Here is a 19876-nt window from a genome sequence, read left to right as displayed (position 1 = left end):
GCCGGACCGCCGCCGTCTTCTGGCTTGATTCCCCGGCTGCGCCGGCACCCGCACCGCCCAGGCGCGCACCTGAGCGGTGCCGTGCTGTCGTCCTGAGTTGCAGCCGAAGGGCGGGCCGTTTTCCCGGAGGAGAAATCTCATGCAACTCATCGTGTCGGCCGGTCTGATCCTGGCCATTGTCCTGTGGGGTGTCATTGCCCCCGCGTCGCTGGGCGGCGTGTTCGACACCGCGCTGGCGGGCATCACACGCAACTTCGGTTGGTTCTACCTCTGGGTGGTGCTGGGCCTGGTGGTGATGGCGCTGATCCTGGCCGTCAGCCGCTACGGCGATCTCAAGCTCGGCGGCGAGGACGACGAGCCGGAGTTCTCCATCGGCGCCTGGTTCGCCATGCTGTTCGCCGCGGGCATGGGCATCGGCCTGGTGTTCTGGGGCGTGGCCGAGCCGATCTCGCACTATGGCGCACCGCCACCCGGCATTGCTGCCCACACGCCGGAGGCCGCCAACGCGGCCATGCGCTACAGCTTCTTCCACTGGGGGCTGCACCCCTGGGCGGTGTACAGCATCGTGGCGCTGGCGATCGCGTTTTTCCAGTTCCGCCACGGCGGCTCTGCGCTGGTGAGCACGGCGGTGGAAGCGCTGCCCTGGGCGCCGATGAAGAAGCTCGGCCCGGTGGTGAACGTGTTGGCGGTGATCGCCACGGCCTTCGGTGTGGCGGCCTCGCTGGGCATGGGGGCACTGCAGATCAACAGCGGCCTGGCGGCGGTGATGGGGGTGCCGGTGAACAGCACCGCGCAGGTGGCCATCATCGTGGTCACGACGGTGCTGTTCCTGACCTCGGCCGTGACCGGGGTGAGCAGGGGCATCAAGTGGCTTTCAACCTTCAACCTGATCGTGGCGGGTGTGCTGGCGCTGGCGGTGTTCGTCCTGGGGCCGACGGTGGCGGTCATCGACACTTTCACCAACACGCTGGGCAGCTACCTGAGCGAGTTCGTGCGCATGAGCCTGCGCATGACGCCGTTCCGCGACAGCGGCTGGGTGGGTGGCTGGACGGTGTTCTACTGGGCCTGGTGGGTGAGTTGGTCCCCCTTCGTGGGCCTGTTCATCGCGCGCGTTTCGCGCGGACGCACCATCCGCGAGTTCGTGCTGGGCACGGTGCTGGCACCCACGCTGGCGGCGTTCGTGTGGTTCTCGGTGTTTGGCGGCACGGCGCTGCACCTGGAAATCCTGCAGGACCTGCCCATCGCCGAAGCGGTGAGCGCCGACGTGTCCACCGGTCTGTTCGCCATGTTCGACCACCTGCCGCTGGGCGGGTTGATGAGTGGCGTCGCCACGGTGCTGGTGCTGGTGTTTTTCGTGACGTCGGGAGATTCGGCCACGTTGGTGCTGGGCATGATGAGCACCGGCGGTCAGGAAAACCCGGGCGCGCGGGTGAAGATCGTCTGGGGCTTGCTGGTTTCGGGCATCGCCATCAGTCTGCTGCTGGCCGGTGGCGTGAAGGCGGTGCAGACGGCGACCATCGTGTTTGCGCTGCCGTTTGCCGTGGTGATTCTGCTGATGGCGCTGGCGCTGTGGCGCGGCGTGCGCGAGGACTGGAACGAGGAACAGCGGCGCGACCGCGCGATGCGGCGGCGCATGCGCGACATGGTGGACCGCACGCCCGCGCCCTGACAGACGGACTCAACTTGCACCACTTCGTGACGAAATGAACGGTAGGGGGCGCTGATATCGGCTGCGCGTAAGGTTCGCGCACCAGAATCGGCCCCGCTCGCCAGCCGCCGGGTTGGTGTTCGTACATATAAAGAGAGATCGTCGTTGTGGATTGGTGCATTGCGTCCGCGCGCCCCGTGGGGTGCCGGGATCGTGGCGTGAGGGTGTCGCCTTGAAGGCGCTTTCCCGCTCCTTTGCGCTGCTGGTCGCGTTGTTCACGGTGGTGGCGGCCGGTGTGCTGTGGTGGCAGTCGCTGCGCTCCCAGAACCAGCTGCGCGATCAGGTGCTGTTGCAGGCCGAGCAGCGCAGCCTGCAGGTGGCCGATGCGATGGCCGGGCAGGTGCAGGCGCACCTCAACACCATGGACGTCACGCTTCGCACGCTGCGCGAACACTGGGTGCGTGAGCCGCGGGAGCGTTTCGACCTGCTGGCCAAGGACGCGCTGGCCAGCCTGCCGCCGGGCCTGGTCTCGCACGTGTCGGTGGCCGATGGCAGTGGCCACCTGGTCTACAACAGCCTGGGGCTGGACAACGGGGGCTATGTGGGCGACCGCGAAAGCTTCCAGTTGGCGCGCCTGGGCTCCGACCTGATGCGGGTGTCGGCGACGGTGCGTTCGCGCCTGACCGGGCGCTGGGTGTTTGCGGTGGACCGGCCGGTGCTGCGCCAGGGGCGCTTCGACGGCGTGGTCTACCTGGTGGTGGAGTCGGCCTACATCGCCCGCGAGCTGGGCAAGCTGGAACTGTCGGATCAGGACGTGGTGTCGCTGGTGCACGCCGACGGCCGCTACGTCGCGCGCAGCGAGGCCAACGAGGCGTCCGTGGGCAAACTGGTGCCCGCCGACCGGCCCTACCGCGCGCAGCCGGCGCTGATGCACGGCACCTACCGGGTCGACGATGTGATGGACCACGCGCCGCGCACCTACGGCTGGCACCGGCTGCCCGATTCGGGGCTGGTGGTGTCGGTCGGCCTGGCCGACGACTCGGTGCTGGCGCCGCTGGCGCCCGCGATGTGGCGCAACCTGCTGGTGACCGGGGTCCTGTCCCTGCTGCTGCTGGGTTTTGGCGGCGTGATCGTGCGCGACCAGCTGCGCATGGCGCGCAGCCAGCGCGCGCTGGCGCGCAGCGAGGCCGGGCTGAAGGAGGCGCAGCAGCTGGCGGGTCTGGGCAGCTGGGAATGCAATCTGGCCACGGGCCAGCTGCACTGGTCCGACGAGGTCTACCGCATCTTCGAGGTCGATCCGGCCACGGTGCGGCCCTCGTTTGAACGCTTCCTGGAGTGGGTGCATCCGGACGACCGGACGATGGTGAAACAGGCTTTCGACGGCTCGATCCGTGACCGCCGGACCTACAACGTGGTGCACCGGCTGGTGCTGCCTGGTGAGCGCATCAAGTACGTGCGCGAGCGCGGCGTGACCGAATACGAAGGCGACCGCCCGGCGCGCAGCAGGGGCACGGTGCTGGACATCACCGAGGTGCGCGAGGCGCAGCTGGCGCTGCAGCAACTCAACGATGAGCTGGAGTCGCGCGTGAGCCGGCGCACCAGCGAACTGGCCCAGGCCAACCGCGAGCTGGAGGCGTTCGCCTACAGCGTCTCGCACGACCTGCGCACGCCGTTGCGCAGCATCCACGGCTTTGCCTGCGTGCTGGAAGAGGAGGAGTCGGACCGGCTCTCCGACGCCGGTCGCCGGCACCTGCGCCGCATCCAGGACGGGTCGCGCCGCATGGGTCAGCTCATCACCGACCTGCTGTCGCTGGCGCACCTGGGTCGCGCCAAGATGGACCTGGCACTGGTGGACCTGAGCGAGATGGCGCTGCAGCTGGCGGCCGAATTGCACCGCTCGGAGCCCGGGCGCGAGGTGGACTGGGACATCCAGCCGGGCCTGCGGGCCATGGCCGATCCGGGCCTGATGCGGGTGGTGCTGCAGAACCTGCTGGGCAACGCCTGGAAGTACACCGGGCAGACGCCGCAGCCACGCATCAGCCTGACCCGCGAACACAGCGCCGATGGCCTGGTGACTTTCTGCGTGCGCGACAACGGCGCGGGCTTTGACATGGCCTATGCCCCCCAGCTGTTCCAGCCCTTCAAGCGCCTGCACGCCCACCACGAATTCGAGGGCTCGGGCGTGGGCCTGGCCACGGTCAGCCGGGTGGTCCGCCGCCACGGCGGGCAGGTGCGCGGCGAGGGGGTGGTGGGGCAGGGTGCCGCGTTCTACTTTTCGCTGCCCGAGGCGCCGGTGTTGGCGCCCGTGACGACCTGGTGACGCCGCACCGGCAAAAACAGAGTACAAATCGATACATGTCCGTGGGCCCAACCTGCCGCGAGAGCCGGGGAGCCGTCTTCATCGGACGCTACAGGGGGTGACTTGATTTATCGCCTGCGTTCCATGGTCACGGCCGTGGCGCTGTTCACCGCGCTGGCCGTGCTGCTGCTCTGGGGACTGAGCCTGCAGTTGCAGCGTCAGTTGCGCGATCAGGTGCTTGAGCGCGCGCAGCTGCGCAGCCAGCAGCTGGCCGACGCCATGGCCGGGCAGATGGACACCAGCCTCGCGGTGCTGGACCTGGGGTTGCTGAGCCTGCGGACGGCATGGCCCAAGTCCCGCGAAGCGTTCGACGAGGTCGAGCAGCAGGTGCTGGCCACCCTTCCCAGGGGGCTGGTGTCCCACCTGTCGGTGATCGATGCGGGCGGTACGGTGATCTACAACAACCTGGGGGTGGCACCGGGCACCTTTGTCGGTGACCGGCCCCATTTCCAGGCGCTGCGCCAGGGCGGCGACCGGCTGGTGGTGGGGGAGCCGGTGCGTTCGAGGCTCACCGGTGAGTGGCTGGTCATCGTGGGGCGGCCCATGTTCCGCGACGGGGTGTTCGCGGGTGCGGTGCATTTCAATGTGCCGTCCGAGCACCTGGCCCGGCTGTTGGGCCGGCTGGCGCTGTCGGGCAACGATCTGGTGGGTCTGGTCCACCCGGGCGGGGCGTTCCTGGCGCGCAGCCTGGACAACGCCTCTGCCATGGGCCAGAAGGTGCCGCCAGACCGCCCCTTTCTGCAGGACCCCGAGGCAAGCCGGGGCACTTTCCGGGTCGATGGTGTGGTCGATGGCGTGTCGCGCCTGTTCGGCTGGCAGCGTCTGTCCAACAGCCGTGTGGTGGTGGTGGTCGGCCTGTCGCATGCCTCGGTGCTGGCACCGCTGGAGCACACGCGCCGGCAGGCGCTGCTGCTGACGGCGCTGCTCTCGATGGCGCTGCTGGCTGCGGGGGGCTGGATCGGCTGGCTGCTGCACAACCTGGAGCGCCAGCAGGAACAGGCGCGGGTGAACCGCCAGCAGATGGAAGAGGCGCAGCGCCTGGCACGGGTGGGGCACTGGACCTACGACCCGGACACCGGGGCGACGACCTGGTCGCAGGAAATCTGCCGGATTTTCGGTCGGGACCCGTCGACGTTCCGGCCGAGCTTCGAGGGCTACTGGCAGCACGTGCACCCGCAAGACCGTGGCCAGCTGGAAGCGGCCGTTGCCCGGTCGCGGGCCTCGCACACCGACCTCGACGAGGTGCACCGCATCGTGCTCGCCGACGGCAGCGTGCGCTGGGTGCGCCTGCTCGCGCAGACCGATCCGGTCGCCAAGGGAACGAGCTACAGCGGCACCCTGCAGGACATCACCGAGTTGCGCGAGGCGCAGCTTGCGCTGGAGCGGCTCAACACCGAGCTGGACCGGCGGGTGAAATCGCGCACGCGCGAGCTGACCATGCTCAACCGCGACCTGGAGTCTTTCACCTATTCGGTCTCGCACGACTTGCGCACGCCGCTGCGCAGCATTCATGGCTTTGCGACCCTGCTGCAGGAGAGCGACGCGGACAAGCTCAGCGACGACGGGCTGGACGCGCTCAAGCGCATCCAGAGCAGCGCACGCCGCATGGGGCTGCTGATCAACGACCTGCTGTCGATGGCGCAGCAGAGCCGGGCCGAGCTGCGCACGCAGCACGTCGACCTTTCCGAGCTGGCGCGGTCTGTGGCCCGGGAACTCAGGCAGACCGATCCCGAGCGCCAGGTGCGCTGGGAAATCGCCGACGGCCTGTCGGCACAGGCCGACCCGGGTCTCATGACGGTGGTGATGCAGAACCTGCTGGGCAACGCCTGGAAGTACACCGGCCGCACCGAGGCGGCGCACATCGAGTTCTTCGGGCTGGGCGAGGCCGAGGGCATGGCGAACTTCTGCGTGCGCGACAACGGTGCGGGCTTCGACATGGCCTACGCCGACCAGCTGTTCCAGCCCTTCAAGCGGCTGCACCGGCTGGAAGAGTTCGAGGGCACGGGCGTGGGGTTGGCCAGCGTGCAGCGCATCCTGCAGCGTCACGGCGGCAGCGTGCGCGGCGAGGGAGCGGTCGGGCAGGGCGCGATGTTCTGCTTCAGTCTGCCGCTGGAGCCGGTGCGGCAGTTCCTGGATTCCTCCCCGCGCCAGCGTTGACGCCGCCCGCCCGCTTCAGCCGGAGTGCGTCGATGGCAGCGGGCAGGTCGAGCGGCGACCGATGTCCTGCGCGTGCGCCAGCAGCCAGTCGTGGGCGGCCTGGTGGCCGACGCGGTGCAGCTCCAGCAGGAAGCTGCGGCCGGTCTGCAGCTTGCTCGAGGCGCCGAACCGCGAGAGTTCGGCGTCGGCGTCCAGCCGGTGCAGGCGCAGGTCGTCGATGCGGCGGAACAGCGGCCGCTGGTAGCAGGCATCGGGCCGGCCGGCGTCCTCGATCAGCTCCTTGATCAGCGCGATGGTGCGCAGCTCCTTGAGCAGGCTGGCGTTGAAGACGACTTCTTCGGCGCGGTCGAGGATGTCGCTGGCCCGCGTCGGCACGGCGTCGCGCCGGCTCGGGTTGATCGGCACCAGCAGCAGGTCGTCGGCGTCGGTCTCGCTGATCAGCGGCATCAGGGTGGGGTTGCCGGCGTAACCGCCGTCCCAGTAGGCCTCGCCGCCGATCTCCACCGCCTGGAACAGCAGCGGCAGGCAGGCCGAGGCCAGCACCATGTCGGCGGTGAGTTCGTTCTGCCGGAACACGCGCAGCTCGCCGGTGGCGACGTGGGTCGCGGCGATGAACAGCTGGGTGTGGTGGCAGCTGCGCACACGGTCGAAGTCGATCGTGTGCTGCAGGATGTCGCGCAGCGGGTTGAGGTTCAGCGGGTTGAGCTGGTAGGGCGAGAACTGGCTGCCCAGCGCCTGGGCCGCCTGCCGCCAGGGCGCGATCCAGGGCTGCAGCCAGGGGTTGTCGGGGCCGAGCACCGTGGCCAGCGGGCCGTGGTGCAGCGGGCCGAAGGGCGCGGCGTCGGCCACCTTCATCCAGAAGCGGCGCAGCGCGGCCTGGGCGCCGACGCGGCCGCCCTCCATCAGCCCCGCCGCCAGCGCGACGGCGTTCATCGCGCCCGCACTGGTGCCGCTGACGCCGGCGATCTCCAGCCACTCCTCTTCCAGCAGGCGGTCGAGCACGCCCCAGGTGAAGGCCCCGTGCGAGCCACCGCCCTGCAGGGCGAGGTCGATGCGCTTGCGGGGCGGTGTTCGGTGGCTGGTCATGCGGTCAGTGTCCTCCGGACGGGGGGGCGGGTTTGCGGCCCAGCAGCGCGACCACCAGGGTGATCACGGTCAGCGGCACGACGAAGCCCATCATCGCCGCCGAGTAGGCGCCCAGCGCGGCGTGCTGCTGTGCGGCCAGGATCAGGTAGGCCACATAGGCCACGTAGTACAGCAGGAACACGCCACCTTCCCAGCGCGCGATCTCGCGCCCGGTCATGAACACCGGCACGCAGGCCAGCGCCACCGCCAGCATCACCCAGATGTCGAAGTTCATCACCGATTCGGGCACGGCCAGCCCGGTCGCGCCGGCGGCCACGCCGGCAATGCCCAGGCAGCCCAGGATGTTGAAGATGTTGCTGCCCACCACGTTGCCCACCGCGATGTCGCGCTCGCCCTTGACGGCGGCCATCACCGAGGTGGCGACCTCGGGCATCGAGGTGCCGGCCGCCACGATGGTCAGGCCGATCACCACGTCGCTCACGCCCAGCGACTGGGCGAACACCACCGCCGCATCCACCAGCCATTGCGAGCCGAGCACCAGCAGGCCCAGCCCGGCGGCCATCAGCACCAGCTGCACCGGCAGCCGGCTGTCCCAGCTGCCGGGTGCGGCGGGCTGCACCTCGGCTGCGTACTCGTCGACCGCCGCCTGCGTCTCCCGGCGCGACTGCACGATCAGGAACCCGGTGTAGGCCACCATCAGCGCGCACAGCATCACGGCGTCCCACAGGCCCAGCGAGCGGTCGAGCGCCAGCACCAGCAGCAGCAAGGAGATGCCCAGCATGATCGGCACCTCCTGGCGGATCAGCTGGATGTTGACCACCAGCGGCGTGATCACCGCCGACAGGCCGAGGATGAGCAGCACGTTGAAGATGTTGCTGCCCACCACGTTGCCGATGGCCAGGTCCGTCCGGCCGTCCAGCACCGCACCGACCGAGACGGCCACCTCGGGGGCGCTGGTGCCGAAGGCCACGATGGTCAGCCCCACCACCAGGGGCGAGATGCCGAACGAGAGCGCCAGTTTCGACGAACCGCGCACCAGCAGTTCGGCGCCGGCGATCAGGGCCACGAGGCCCGCCACAAACATGCCCAGTGTCCACATCGGTTGCGCTCCTTGGGTGGTTGGTCCGGACGGCATGTTGCCACGGCGGCGGGCAGGCCCCAGGCGTGGGGTCTCCGGGCGGTCGGAGACAATCGGGGTCCTTTTTTCCTGGCCCGATGCCCTTGACCGACGAACCGACCGACCGACCCTCCGGACCGCTGGCGCGCGAAGCCCTGGCGTTGGGCGCTTTCGACCACGTGGTCTCGCGGCTGGACGGTTTCCGCGCGCGCGCCGGCCAGCGCGAGATGGCGGCCCACATCGCCGAAACCCTGAGCCTGGTCGACTGGCCTGCCAAACCCGAGAAGGGCGACGACCCGCCGCCTGCCGGCCCGCGCGCCATCGCGGTGGTGCAGGCCGGCACGGGCGTGGGAAAGTCGGCCGCCTACGCCTCGACCGTGATCCCGTTGGCGCTGGCCCAGGGCAAGCGCGTGATGATCTCCACCGCCACCGTGGCGCTGCAGGAGCAGCTGATCGCGAAAGACCTGCCGGCGCTGGCCGCGGTGCTGCCGCAGCCCTTCGCCTTCACGCTCGCCAAGGGGCGCGGGCGCTACGTGTGCCGCCTCAAGCTCGACCAGATGGCCGGCGGTGATGCGGCCACCTCGGACCTGTTCGGCGACGAGCCCGACGACAAGCCTTCCAGCGCTGACAAAGGCGACGCGCTGGAGCGCGTGTGGGCCGAGCGCGGACGGATCTACGAGCGCTGGGGCCAGATGCTCGACAGCGGCGACTGGGACGGCGACCGCGACCGCCTGGCCGAGCCGCCCGAGGGCGATGTCTGGACCCCGGTCGCGGCCGAGCGCCACACCTGCACCGCGCGCCACTGCCCCAGCTACAACGGCTGCAGCTACTACCGCTCGCGCGCCAAGCTGGCGCAGTCGCAGGTGATCGTGGTCAACCACGACCTGTTGCTCTCCACGCTGGGCCTGCACGCGCTGCCCGACCCGTCCGACTGCTACCTGGTGTTCGACGAGGCCCACCACCTCGGGGCAGTCGCGCAGGGCCAGTTCACCGAAAGCATGGACCTGATGCGCGGCGGCTGGCTGGACAAGCTGCCGCGCGCCGTGACCGACGTGGCTGGTGCCATCGCCCACCCGCTGGGCGTGGACGTGACCACGCTGGCGCGCGAGCTCAAGGCCGCGCAGGCCGAGCTGGCGCGGCGCGCGATGGCGCGGCTGGCCGAGTCGCCCGAGTGGCTGGCGCTCTCGGGCAAGCAGGGCGGCATGCGCCCGCGCAACGGCCGCGACGGCGGCGCCGGCTTCGAGTTCAACCTGCCCAATGCGACCGAACGGCTCGAAGGCGGGCTGCTGCCGGCCGACTGGGAAGAAACCGTGGGCCAGATTGCCACGCGCGCCGGGGCGCTGCTCAAGGAGTTCGAGTTGATCGCGGCGCAGCTCAAGGTGCTGGCGCGCGACGACCCCGGCGACGCGCCGCGCTGTGCCCAGCTCTACAGCCGCATCGGCACGTTCGCCCCGCGCCTGCAGCACATGGCGGCCACGGCCGAGCTCTGGCTGCAGGCCCCGGTGGAGGGCCAGGCGCCGCTGGCCAAGTGGCTCGAAGCCGGCATCCAGAACGGCCTGGTCACGCTCAGCGCCCACGCCTGCCCGCTCAACCCGGGCGGCCTGCTGCGCGCCCACCTGTGGAGCAAGGTGCGGGCGGCGGTCGCGACCTCGGCCTCGCTGGTCACCTGCGGCGGCTTCGACCACTTCCTGCACGAGAGCGGCCTGGCCTTCGATGACGACGTGCGCGCGCGCGAGGTGCAGAGCCCCTTCGACCACGCCAGCCAGGGCCGGCTGGTGGTGGTGCAGACGCAGCACGACCCGAAAGACGTCGAGGGCTATTCGCGCGAGATGCTGGACATGCTCATGGACGACCTGCGCCACGTGAAGCGCGGCGCCCTGGTGCTGTTCACCTCCAAGGCGCTGATGAAGCGCGCGCAGGACCTGCTGGAGCGGGGCCTGCACAGCGAGCTTCGCGAGAAGGTGCTGGTGCAGGGCGAGTCCTCGCGCACGCAACTGCTCAAGCGCCACGCCGAGCGCGTGGCCGACGGTGGCGCCTCGATCCTGTTCGGCCTGCAGTCCTTCGGCGAAGGGCTGGACCTGCCGGGCGAGCTGTGCGAGTGGGTGTTCATCACCAAGCTGCCGTTCGCCTCGCCCAGCGATCCGGTGGGTCAGGCGCGCGCCGACTGGCTCAAGGCCCAGGGCCGCGACCCGTTCAGCGAACTGGTGGTGCCGGCGACCGGCGCGCGCCTGCTGCAGTGGACCGGCCGCGCCCTGCGCACCGAGACCGACGAGGCGGTGGTGGTTTGCTACGATGCGCGCCTTTTGCGCCAGAGCTACGGCCGGCGCATGCTCAAGGGCCTGCCGCCGTACCGGCTGCAGCGGCGCGACGGCGACCGTCTGACCGAGGTGGCGCGTTGACCCCCTTCGCCGTGAAACAGCCCGTGCATGCCGCGCGGGCCTGAAGGAAGTTTGTCTCCGTGGTTTTCAGCAGCTGGCCCTTCATCTTCGTCTTCCTGCCGGTGACGCTGCTGGTGTATTTCCAGCTCAACCGCGCGCGCCGCACGGTGCTGGGCAAGGCCTGGCTGGTGCTGGCCAGCCTGTTCTTCTACGCCTACTGGAACTGGGTCCACCTGCCGCTGATCCTGGTGTCCATCGGCCTGAACTTCCTGCTGGGCCGGCGCCTGGCGCGCTGGCCGGCAGGAGGTGACCTGCGGCACAAGCGCCGCTGGCTGATCGCGGGCATCGCCGCCAACCTGCTGGCGCTGGCCTACTACAAGTACATCCACTTCATCACCGAGAACCTGGCCTGGCTCTGGGGCCTGCCGGTGCAGATGGACCCGGTGGTGCTGCCGCTGGCGATCAGCTTCTTCACCTTCACCCAGATCGTCTACCTGGTGGACAGCTACCGCGGTGAAACCGGGCACTACGACCTGCTGAACTACGCCCTGTTCGTGACCTTCTTTCCGCACCTGATCGCAGGCCCGATCGTGCAGCACAGCCAGATCATGCCGCAGTTCAATTCGCGCTGGACCTGGCTGCCGCGCGAGTCGAACCTCGTCAAAGGCCTGCTGTTGTTCGGGCTGGGGCTGTTCAAGAAGGTGGCCATCGCGGACGTGTTCGCGGTGTGGGCCGACGCCGGTTTCGATGGCACCGGTCCGCTGGACCTGGTCGGCGCCTGGGTTGCCAGCCTGTCCTACACCTTCCAGCTCTACTTCGACTTCAGCGGCTACTGCGACATGGCCATGGGCGTGGCCCTGCTGTTCAACATCTGGCTGCCGATCAACTTCAACTCGCCCTACCGCGCCACCAGCATCCAGGACTTCTGGCGCCGCTGGCACATCACGCTCAGCCACTTCCTGCGCGACCACCTCTACATCCCGCTGGGCGGCAACCGCGCCGGGCGCTGGCGGACCCACCTCAACCTCGTCATCACCTTTGCGCTCGGCGGCCTGTGGCACGGCGCCTCGTGGATGTTCGTCATCTGGGGCTTGCTGCATGGCCTGGCCCTGGTGGTCCACCGGCTCTGGGGCGGTCTTGGCTGGCGCATGCCGCGCGCGCTGGCCTGGGGCCTGACCTTCCTGTTCGTCAACGTGGCCTGGGTGTTCTTCCGCGCCAAGGACTGGGACAGCGCCCGGCGCGTGCTCGCCGGCATGGTGGACTTCTCCTCTCTGCGCGCCGTGCCGCTGGCGGAAGTGCCCACCGAGGCCCTGGCCTGGTCGGGCTGGCTGGGCGATGCGCTGCTGCGCGCCATGCCCGCGCAGCTCGTCGCGCACCTGCCGGCGCTGCTGATGATCGCGCTGGCGTTCTGCATCGTGCCCCGGCCCAACGCGATCCACTGGGCCACCACCGGTGTGACCGATGCCAAAGTGGTGGCGGGCACTCTCGTGCTGGTCGCCGCCCTGGTCGCCACCCTCGCAAGCACCAGTTCCGTGTTTCTTTACTTCAACTTCTAGATGCTGCCCCGGCGCCGATCCCTTCGCATGCTGCTGGCCACCTTGCTGGGCCTGGCGGTGCTGCCGCTGCTCAACGGGTGGCTGGTGACACCGCCGCCGGGTGCGGCCTGCTGCAGCGTCGAGCGCTGGTTCTCGTCGGAGCCCTTGCTGCGCGTGGCCAGCGCGGTGCTGCACCGGGTGGGCATCAGCGTCGCGCCCCGGCAGGTGGTGGTGGGCCGCGACGGCTGGTTGTACCTGGGGGACGACCAGGCCGTGTCGCTGTCGACCCACCGGCGCGCCGGCCAGGCCAGCGACATCCGCATGGGCACGTCCTACGGCGAGGGCGCCCGCCGGTGGGACGCGTACCTGCGGAGCCGGGGTGTGAAGGCCTTCCGCATCCTGGTGGCAGCGGACAAGGAGTCGGTGTACCCGGAGCACCTGCCGCAATGGGCTTCGCCGCCGGCCGTGCCCGGCGTGGCCGACACGTTGCTGGCCCACGCCGACGCGGACCTGTTTGTCGACACCCGCGCGCTGCTGCGGCGCGCGGCGGCCACATCGCCGAGCCCGCTGTTCTATCGCCACGACACCCACTGGAACACCCTGGGCGCATCCCATGCCTTTGACGCGCTGGCGCGCTCGCTCAGGGCCGATCTGCCCGACGTGGTGTGGCCATCCGCGGAGGAGCGCCGCCTGCTGGGGCTGAGATCCCGAACCGGTGGCGACCTGGCGGACTTCTTGCGACTGGAGACCTGGCTGACCGAAACAGAACCGGTGCTTGCGGTCTCCGAAAAGCTCGGTGCGCGCGTGCACCGGCGGTATGCCAGCAGTGACCAGCTGGACCCGGCCCGTGTGGCCGACTCGCGGGTGGCGCTGACCTTTCCCATCCAGACACAGCACGACCGGGCCCTCAATGCGCGGCGTGTGCTCTGGCTCACCGACTCGTTCGGCAGAGGCATGGACGACCTGATGCACCGGACCTTTGCCGAGGTGGTGAGCCTGCACTGGCGGGACGTGCACAAGGACGGCGGCCAGCTGATCCGGCTGATTGAGGAGGTCCACCCCGAGGTGGTGGTGGTGACCGTGGTCGAGCGCGCGCTCACCACTCCCACCTTTGCCGGCATCCTGCAGTACCCGCCTGGCCCGGATGCCGGCGAGGCCGGTGGTGTCTCCCACACGGCGGAGCTGGTCGAGATGAGCGGCGTGGAGCGTCACGATGAGGGCTTCCGCGCCACATCGGGGGCCGCCTCGATGATCTTCCGTCTGCCCCGGCCGGCGGCAGGGGTTGGCGGCGTCTCGCTGCACCTGGTCTGCGCGGACGGGGCGGCCTCGCTGCCCGTCCAGCTGTTCTGGCGCGGCACGAACGAGCCGCGCTTCCACCGCGACCACAGCGTGCGCTGGTTGCACGTCGGGGACCGCAGCGCTCTGGACGGGCTGACCACGGTCGACGGGCGATCGGCCGGCGAGATGGCGGTGTTGCGTCTGGACCTGCGCGGGCAGGGGCATTGCCGCGAGTTCCGGCTGCAGGAGCTGGCGCTGCGGCCCAGCCACTCGGCGGTGGGGCGACCGCAATGAAGACTGGGCCAGCAGGACCGATCTCCGTATGATGGCCGCATGCTCTACGCCACCCTCAAACTGCTGCACGTGCTGTCCATCGTCGTCTGGGTCGGCGGCATGGTGTTCGCCCACTTTTTCCTGCGCCCGGCCGCGATGCAGTTGCCGCCGCCACAGCGCATCCCGCTGATGCATGCGGCGCTGCAGCGCTTCTTCCGCGCCGTGGTGGTGGCGGTGCTGGTGGTGTTCGTCACCGGCGGCTGGATGATCGGCCGCGCCGCGAAGGAAACGGTGCAGGCCGGGCTGGCGTTCAACATGCCGCTGGACTGGACGCTGATGGCGGCGTTGGGCGTGCTGATGATGGCCATCTTCGCCCACATCCGCTTCGCGCTCTACAAGCGCCTGGACAGGGCCGTGGCCGCGCAGGACTGGCCCGCAGGCGGCTCCGCGCTGGCCTCGATCCGCACCTGGGTTGGCGCCAACCTGGCCATCGGTGTGGTGATCATCGCCTTCACCCTGCTGATGGCCTGAGTGGCGGTCGGCCAGGCCGCTCAGGGGTTGCGACCCTTCCAGGGCGGGGGCAGATCCAGCCCCCACATGCGCCGACCGATCCAGCGCAACGCCGGGCCCACGAGCGGGCGTTCGCTGACCTGCTTGGTGGGCTCCGAGCCCACCGCGTGCAGCGGCCCGAGGTGGAAATTGAATACGTAGTCCGGCTCCTGGCCCATGCGCAGGTCGGTGATGCGCAACTGGCCGTCGGGCGTGGTCGAGAGTTTCACGAAGCCGCCGGCAAAGGCCGCGAGTCGCGAGATCGGAGCCGCCTGGCCGTGGGTCGCCATCAGCTTGGTGCCGCGGTCGTGGGCGGTAAAACGCACCGGCTCCGGTCCATCGAACAGCGACACATAGGCCTCGTGGAAATGCGGATCGGCCGGGTCGTCGGGCAATGCCACGACGCGCCAGAGCAGGGTCTGGAAGGGCGCCGGCGTGACCAGCATCTGCTCGGCCGAGATGCCCTGTTCGCGCAGCGAAGTCCGCGCCTGTTGCTCCACGTGTTCCTGTGCGAGGACGCTCCACGCGAGGTAGGCGGTGGACAGCACCAGCCCGACCGCGTTCCAGCGCAGACCGCGCGCCGCGTCCTTCATGCGCAGGGCCGCGACCACGCCCACGACCAGCGGCAGGGTGTAGGCCGGGTCGATGATGAACATGCTGCCCACACCGAAGGGGTGGTTGGTGAACGGCAGCAGCAGCTGGGTGCCGTAAACGGTCATTGCGTCCAGCAGAGGATGGGTGATCAAGACGAGCAAAAGCGCCAACCACCAATGCCTGAACAAGGGCCCCTCGCGATGGACGCGCGACACGATCCACGCCAGCAGCGGCGCGAATAGCGTCAACCAGAACAGCGCGTGGCTCTCGGCGCGGTGCAGCACCATGTTGAGCAGGGCGTCGCCGTGGTCGATGACCACGTCCAGGTCGGGCAGGGTGCCGGCGATGGCGCCCCAGGTGGCGGCCTTCCAGACCGCGGTGCGGCGGCCCATGACGCCGATGGCGACGGCGGAGCCGAGGGCGATTTGTGAGAGGGAATCCATGCGCCGAGCTTAGGGGCCGGCGATTCAAATATGGTGTTGTGGGGTCATGCCTGGACGACGACGGCGTACTCCGCCTTCATGCCGTCCGGGCCATTCACAAAGGGCCGCGTCAGGGCTGCCTGTCCCTCCTCGCCCAGCCGCCGCCAGAGAAAGTCGCGCGCGTTGCCCGGGTCGCCTTGCACATAGAACTGCGTCGTCAGCAGCTCCTGCCCGTCGAGCTTGACCTTGACGTGGATGTGCGGCGTGCGGCCGCTGTAGGGCGCGGGCTTGAGGGTGCGGAAGCGGTAGCCGCCATCTTTCCCGAGGGTGACCTTGCCGAAGCCCTGGAAGGTCGGATCGGCGCGTCCGCCGTCGCCGGGGTGGTGGTAATGGCCGTCCTGATCGCACTGCCAGATCTCGATCACACCGCCGGCCAGCGGCACGCCGCGGGTGTCGGTCACCGTGCCGCTCACCCAGGCGGGCTGGCCCTTGCCGTAGGCTGCGGCGCCGGTGCGCAGCAGGTCGAAGTCGGTGTCGGGGGGAAAGGCCACCGGGTAGTAGGGGCCTTCGGTCTGGCCTGGGGTCGGGCGCAGGGTCTTGCCCTGGGCCCGGGCGGGCGTGAGCCAGGCGGGTGCGGCGGTGGCGGCGATCAGGCCGGCGCCGCCCTTGAGCAGCGATCGGCGCGAGGACAGCGGGGCGGTCGGCATGGCAGGCTCCATGGAGAGGTGGCCCGCCACCGGTTCAGGTGCGGGACGGGTTCTGAAGATCCAGCGAGACGAAGCGCAGGCTGAGGTCGTCCGGTTCGCCGGGGTGGGCGCCCTCTTGGAAGCCCAGCGCGCGCGCAAGTTCCAGCATGCCGGCGTTTTCGCGCAGCACCACACCCACCAGGCGCTGCGTGCCGCGCTGGCGCAGGTGGCCGATCATCTTGTCCATGAGCCGGCGCCCGAGGCCGCCGCCCTTGAGGTCGCTGCGCACGATCACGCCGAACTCGGCGTCGCGGTTGTCCGGGTCGATCGCCACCCGCACCGCGCCCAGCGTTTCCTCGCCGCCACCCTCCAGCAGCCGGGTGGCGATGAAGACCATCTCGCGCGCGTAGTCGATCTGCGTCAGCCGCGCCAGCTCGCTGTGCTCGATGTGGCGGCGGCTGTAGAACACGCGCAGGCGGATGTCCTCCGGGTCCAGCTGTTCCAGGAAGGCGCGGTGCTGGGGCTCGTCCTCCGGCCGGATCGGGCGCAGGGTGATCGCCTGACCCCGCCAGTCCCAGATCTCGACCAGCTCGACCGGGTAGGGCTGGATGGCGAAGTTCGCCGCGCCGGCCGGTCGCTGGGCCGACACCCGCACGCGCGCATCCAGCGCGATGGCGCCCTCGTGGTTGGTCAGCAGCGGGTTGATGTCCAGCTCGGCGATCTCTGGCACCTCGGCCAGCAGCTCTGAGACGCTCACCAGCACCTGCGCCACCGTGTCGATGTCGGCCGCCGGCTCGTCGCGGTAGCCCTGGAGCAGGCGGTGGATGCGGGTGCGCGCGATCTGCGCCAGCGCCAGCGGCGTGTTCAGCGGCGGCAGCCCCAGCGCCCGGTCGGCCAGCACCTCGACCGCCGTGCCGCCGGCGCCGAACAGGATGACGGGGCCGAACAGGCTGTCGACGCTGGCGCCCACGATCAGTTCGTGCGCGTGCTTCTTGCGGATCATGGGCTGCACGGTGAAGCCCTGGACATCGGCGTCGGGCCGCAACTCGCGCACGCGCTGCAGCATGGCGGTGCAGACCTGCGCCAGCTCGGTCGCGCTGCCGATGTTCAGGCGCACGCCGCCAACATCGCTCTTGTGCGAGATCGCGTGCGAGAGGATCTTGACCACCACCGGGTAGCCCAGCGCTTCGGCGGCGGCTTCGGCCTCGGCGGCGCTCGGTCCGACCACCCGGGTGGGGACCACCGGCAGGCCGGCCGCGGCCAGCAGCGACTTGGCCTCGGGCTCGGTGAGGATCTCGCGGCCATCGGCCAGCACCGCGTCCACGATGGTGCGCACGGCGGGCAGGTCCATGGCGTGCGAGGCGTCGCGCGCGGGTGGCGTCTGCAGCAGCTCGGCCTGGTGCTGGCGGTAGCTGCGCAACATCGAGAACGCGCGCACCGCGTCCTCGGGCGTGGCGTAGTCGGGCACGCCGGCATCGCGGAAGGTCTGGCGCGCCTGCGCCACCGCGCTGTCGCCCAGCCAGGAGCCCAGCACGCGCCGCGGCTTGGCCGTGACCTGGTGCAGCACGGCCTGCGCGATCTCGGCGCTGGGCACGATGGCGGTGGGCGCGTGAATGAACAGCACCGCACTGGCTGCGTCGCCCGCCAGCGCCTCCAGCGCCGCCACATAGCGTTCGGCCGGGGCGTCGCCGATGATGTCCACCGGGTTGGCGCGCGACCAGTTGGCCGGCAGCACCGCGTCCAGCCGCGCCAGCATGGCGTCGTCCAGCGGCGCCAGCGGCACGCCCAGGGCCGAGGCCTCGTCGGCGGCCATCACGCCGGCACCACCGCCGTTGGTGAGCACCACCAGTTTCTCGGAGGGACCATCGCGGAAGCGCGCCAGCGTCTCGGCCGCCAGGAACAGGTCGTCCAGCGTGAGCACGCGCAGCATGCCGGCGCGCGCGATGGCGGCATCGAACACCGCGTCGGAACCGGCCAGGGCGCCGGTGTGCGAGGCGGCTGCGGCCTGGCCGGCGGCCGAACGGCCCGCCTTGACCACGATGACCGGCTTGTTGCGCGCGGCGGCGCGCGCGGCCGACATGAACTTGCGAGCCTCCTCGACCGACTCGATGTAGAGCAGGATGGCGCGCGTGTGCGGGTCGCTGCCGAGGAAATCGAGCATGTCGCCGAAGTCCACGTCGGCGTGCTCACCCAGCGAGACGAAGTGCGAGAAGCCGATGCCGCGCGCCGAGGCCCAGTCGAGCATGGCCGTCACCAGCGCGCCCGATTGCGAGACGAAGGCCAGTTCGCCGGGCTGGGCGCCGATGTGGGCGAAGCTGGCGTTCAGGCCCAGGTGCGGCACCAGCATGCCGATGCAGTTGGGGCCGAGGATGCGCAGGGTGTGGGGCCGCGCGGCGTCCAGCATGGCCTGCCTGGTGGTCTTGTCCAGGCCCGCGGTGACCACCACCGCCGCCCGGATGCCGCGCTCGCCCAGCTGGGCGATCAGGCCGGGCACGGTGGCGGCCGGGGTGCAGATGACCGCCAGGTCCGGCGCCTCGGGCAGGGCCGCAACGCTGGCATAGGCCCGGGCATCGCCGATGTGGCGGTGTTTGGGGTTGACCGGGTAGAGCCGGCCCTTGAACCCGTTGGACAGGTTGCGCCAGACGGTCGCGCCCACGCTGAAGGGCCGTTCGGAGGCACCGAAAACCGCCACCGAGGCGGGCGAGAACAGGGCGTCGAGGTGGCGGATGCTCATTGGATGGCCCTCATGCCGCGCCCTTGCCGTTCTGGTTCGACGCCATGAACGCGATCAGCGCCATGCGCATGGCCTCCTCGACCGACATGTCGACCGGCGTGGTCCAGCTGCGGGGCACGAACACGGTATAGCCACCGATCATGTAGCCCATGGGGAGGTAGACGGCCACCTGGTCGTCGAGTTCGGCCAGGCCCCGGGGCAGGCCTTTCATGCTCTGGCGCGTGACCAGCCCGACGGTGCTCAGCTCGTGCCCGGGCATCTTGAGCAGCACCACCTGCTGTGCGTCCTGTTCATGCGGGGCAAAGTAATCGGCGAAGTTCTTCAGCGAGGAATAGATGCTCTTGACCACCGGGAGGTTGGTGAAGGGCAGCTCGACATAGGACAGCAGCTTGCCTGTGACGCGCATCGACATCAGACCGCCCAATGCCACGATCAGCAGCGCCCCCAGCGCGATGCCCAGGCCGGGCAGGTAGAACTCGCCGGTGAGCGGGCGCAGCAGCTGCATGGCGGTGCGCTCGGTCCAGGTGATGAAGATCACCAGCACGTAGACCGTGATGGCCAGCGGCAGGAAGGTGATCAGCCCGCGGAAGAAGTACTGCGACAGGCGGTTTGCGAGCGGGGGGCGCGGTTCTGGCGCTGGGGCGGGCGGTTTCATGGATTCAGCATAGCAGCGGCAGGCGACAACCGGTTGACCTGGCGGAACTTGCAGGCGCGCAAAATGTCCCTATCTGATGCCTCACATGAATCCTGTGTCCGATCTGTTGTCCCGAATTTTCCGTGGTGCCCTCAAGCTGGTCCTGGTGCTGGCTGCGATGGTGTTCGTGCTGAGCTTTCTGCTCGCGGCCCTGGTGGCGGTGCTGGTGATGTCTGCGTGGTCGCTGATCACCGGGCGCAAGCCGGCGCCGGTGGTGATGTTTTCCCGCATGCGCGAGCAGTCTCGTCAGTACACGCAAGGCATGTGGCCAGGCCGGGCACCGGTGGGCGACGTGGTCGACGTGGACGCGACCGAGGTGGGCGAGCGCCCGGGCGCCGAGTCGCCGCTGCAGCGCCTGCGCTGAGC

At 69.8% G+C, this 19876-nt stretch carries 14 protein-coding genes; 8 read left to right on the top strand and 6 right to left on the bottom strand.

Features of this window, described 5'->3' with window-relative positions; translation table 11 throughout:
• Positions 1–139 precede the first annotated feature (139 nt).
• The 3 genes from HPS01S_RS14480 to HPS01S_RS14470 all read left to right on the top strand — a co-directional run bounded on the left by HPS01S_RS14480 (position 140) and on the right by HPS01S_RS14470 (position 6164).
• Positions 140–1669, top strand: a complete 1530-nt coding sequence (locus HPS01S_RS14480) for a BCCT family transporter (protein WP_084397392.1) — start codon at positions 140–142, stop codon at positions 1667–1669.
• Positions 1670–1880: 211 nt separating this feature from the next.
• Complete coding sequence (locus tag HPS01S_RS22370; RefSeq protein ID WP_066157456.1) at positions 1881–3968, top strand: ATP-binding protein; 2088 nt, start codon at positions 1881–1883, stop codon at positions 3966–3968.
• Positions 3969–4070: 102 nt separating this feature from the next.
• Positions 4071–6164, top strand: a complete 2094-nt coding sequence (locus HPS01S_RS14470; protein WP_157576326.1) for an ATP-binding protein — start codon at positions 4071–4073, stop codon at positions 6162–6164.
• 15 nt (positions 6165–6179) lie between these two features.
• Here the strand turns inward: HPS01S_RS14470 and HPS01S_RS14465 are convergent, their stop codons facing one another.
• Complete coding sequence (locus HPS01S_RS14465) at positions 6180–7250, bottom strand: patatin-like phospholipase family protein (protein ID WP_066157452.1); 1071 nt, start codon at positions 7248–7250, stop codon at positions 6180–6182.
• A gap of 4 nt (positions 7251–7254) precedes the next feature.
• Positions 7255–8349 carry a calcium/sodium antiporter gene (locus HPS01S_RS14460; RefSeq protein ID WP_066157448.1) on the bottom strand — a complete coding sequence of 365 codons (1095 nt, stop codon included), beginning with the start codon at positions 8347–8349 and terminating at the stop codon, positions 7255–7257.
• Between the two features lie 116 nt (positions 8350–8465).
• Here HPS01S_RS14460 and dinG point away from each other — a divergent pair, with 116 nt between their 5' ends.
• From dinG to HPS01S_RS14440, 4 genes are read left to right on the top strand one after another with little or no spacing between them, the layout of a single operon-like run.
• Positions 8466–10766: an ATP-dependent DNA helicase DinG gene (gene dinG / locus HPS01S_RS14455; RefSeq protein WP_066157445.1), complete on the top strand. Its 2301-nt coding sequence runs from the start codon at positions 8466–8468 to the stop codon at positions 10764–10766.
• A 59-nt stretch (positions 10767–10825) separates the two neighbouring features.
• The gene (locus HPS01S_RS14450; RefSeq protein WP_066157442.1) at positions 10826–12301 is read left to right on the top strand and encodes an MBOAT family O-acyltransferase; all 1476 of its coding nucleotides are present in this window, start codon (positions 10826–10828) and stop codon (positions 12299–12301) included.
• A gap of 27 nt (positions 12302–12328) precedes the next feature.
• Positions 12329–13852, top strand: coding sequence for an alginate O-acetyltransferase AlgX-related protein (locus HPS01S_RS14445; RefSeq protein ID WP_066157439.1), 1524 nt, complete (start codon positions 12329–12331; stop codon positions 13850–13852).
• Between the two features lie 39 nt (positions 13853–13891).
• Entirely contained in the window at positions 13892–14362 is a 471-nt protein-coding gene (locus HPS01S_RS14440; protein WP_066157436.1) for a CopD family protein, read from the top strand.
• 20 nt (positions 14363–14382) lie between these two features.
• On the opposite strand, the gene HPS01S_RS14435 is transcribed toward HPS01S_RS14440, so the two are convergent.
• The 4 genes from HPS01S_RS14435 to HPS01S_RS14420 are packed head-to-tail and all read right to left on the bottom strand — an operon-like array spanning position 14383 to position 19471.
• Positions 14383–15417: a metal-dependent hydrolase gene (locus tag HPS01S_RS14435; protein ID WP_066157433.1), complete on the bottom strand. Its 1035-nt coding sequence runs from the start codon at positions 15415–15417 to the stop codon at positions 14383–14385.
• A gap of 44 nt (positions 15418–15461) precedes the next feature.
• Positions 15462–16103 carry a dioxygenase family protein gene (locus HPS01S_RS14430; RefSeq protein WP_079364272.1) on the bottom strand — a complete coding sequence of 214 codons (642 nt, stop codon included), beginning with the start codon at positions 16101–16103 and terminating at the stop codon, positions 15462–15464.
• Between the two features lie 34 nt (positions 16104–16137).
• Positions 16138–18816 carry a bifunctional acetate--CoA ligase family protein/GNAT family N-acetyltransferase gene (locus HPS01S_RS14425; protein ID WP_066157430.1) on the bottom strand — a complete coding sequence of 893 codons (2679 nt, stop codon included), beginning with the start codon at positions 18814–18816 and terminating at the stop codon, positions 16138–16140.
• 10 nt (positions 18817–18826) lie between these two features.
• Positions 18827–19471 carry a DUF502 domain-containing protein gene (locus HPS01S_RS14420; RefSeq protein ID WP_066157427.1) on the bottom strand — a complete coding sequence of 215 codons (645 nt, stop codon included), beginning with the start codon at positions 19469–19471 and terminating at the stop codon, positions 18827–18829.
• Positions 19472–19556: 85 nt separating this feature from the next.
• On the opposite strand from HPS01S_RS14420, the gene HPS01S_RS14415 reads away from it, so the two are divergent.
• The gene (locus tag HPS01S_RS14415) at positions 19557–19874 is read left to right on the top strand and encodes a hypothetical protein (protein ID WP_143434132.1); all 318 of its coding nucleotides are present in this window, start codon (positions 19557–19559) and stop codon (positions 19872–19874) included.
• Positions 19875–19876: the final 2 nt, after the last annotated feature.

It is taken from the genome of Hydrogenophaga pseudoflava NBRC 102511, assembly GCF_001592285.1.
Taxonomy (GTDB): Bacteria; Pseudomonadota; Gammaproteobacteria; order Burkholderiales; family Burkholderiaceae_C; genus Hydrogenophaga; species Hydrogenophaga pseudoflava.
Note: the sequence above shows the minus strand (reverse complement) of the source record. Positions and strands in the feature narration are given on the sequence as shown.

Bases quoted from the DNA above. Each gene is read 5' to 3' on its own strand.
- HPS01S_RS14425 (WP_066157430.1), bottom strand. From the start codon at position 18,816: ATGAGCATCCGCCACCTCGACGCCCTGTTCTCGCCCGCCTCGGTGGCG.
- HPS01S_RS14465 (WP_066157452.1), bottom strand. From the start codon at position 7,250: ATGACCAGCCACCGAACACCGCCCCGCAAGCGCATCGACCTCGCCCTG.
- HPS01S_RS14440 (WP_066157436.1), top strand. From the start codon at position 13,892: ATGCTCTACGCCACCCTCAAACTGCTGCACGTGCTGTCCATCGTCGTC.
- HPS01S_RS14480 (WP_084397392.1), top strand. From the start codon at position 140: ATGCAACTCATCGTGTCGGCCGGTCTGATCCTGGCCATTGTCCTGTGG.
- HPS01S_RS14420 (WP_066157427.1), bottom strand. From the start codon at position 19,471: ATGAAACCGCCCGCCCCAGCGCCAGAACCGCGCCCCCCGCTCGCAAAC.
- HPS01S_RS14445 (WP_066157439.1), top strand. From the start codon at position 12,329: ATGCTGCTGGCCACCTTGCTGGGCCTGGCGGTGCTGCCGCTGCTCAAC.
- HPS01S_RS14415 (WP_143434132.1), top strand. From the start codon at position 19,557: ATGAATCCTGTGTCCGATCTGTTGTCCCGAATTTTCCGTGGTGCCCTC.
- HPS01S_RS14430 (WP_079364272.1), bottom strand. From the start codon at position 16,103: ATGCCGACCGCCCCGCTGTCCTCGCGCCGATCGCTGCTCAAGGGCGGC.
- dinG (WP_066157445.1), top strand. From the start codon at position 8,466: ATGCCCTTGACCGACGAACCGACCGACCGACCCTCCGGACCGCTGGCG.
- HPS01S_RS14460 (WP_066157448.1), bottom strand. From the start codon at position 8,349: ATGTGGACACTGGGCATGTTTGTGGCGGGCCTCGTGGCCCTGATCGCC.
- HPS01S_RS14435 (WP_066157433.1), bottom strand. From the start codon at position 15,417: ATGGATTCCCTCTCACAAATCGCCCTCGGCTCCGCCGTCGCCATCGGC.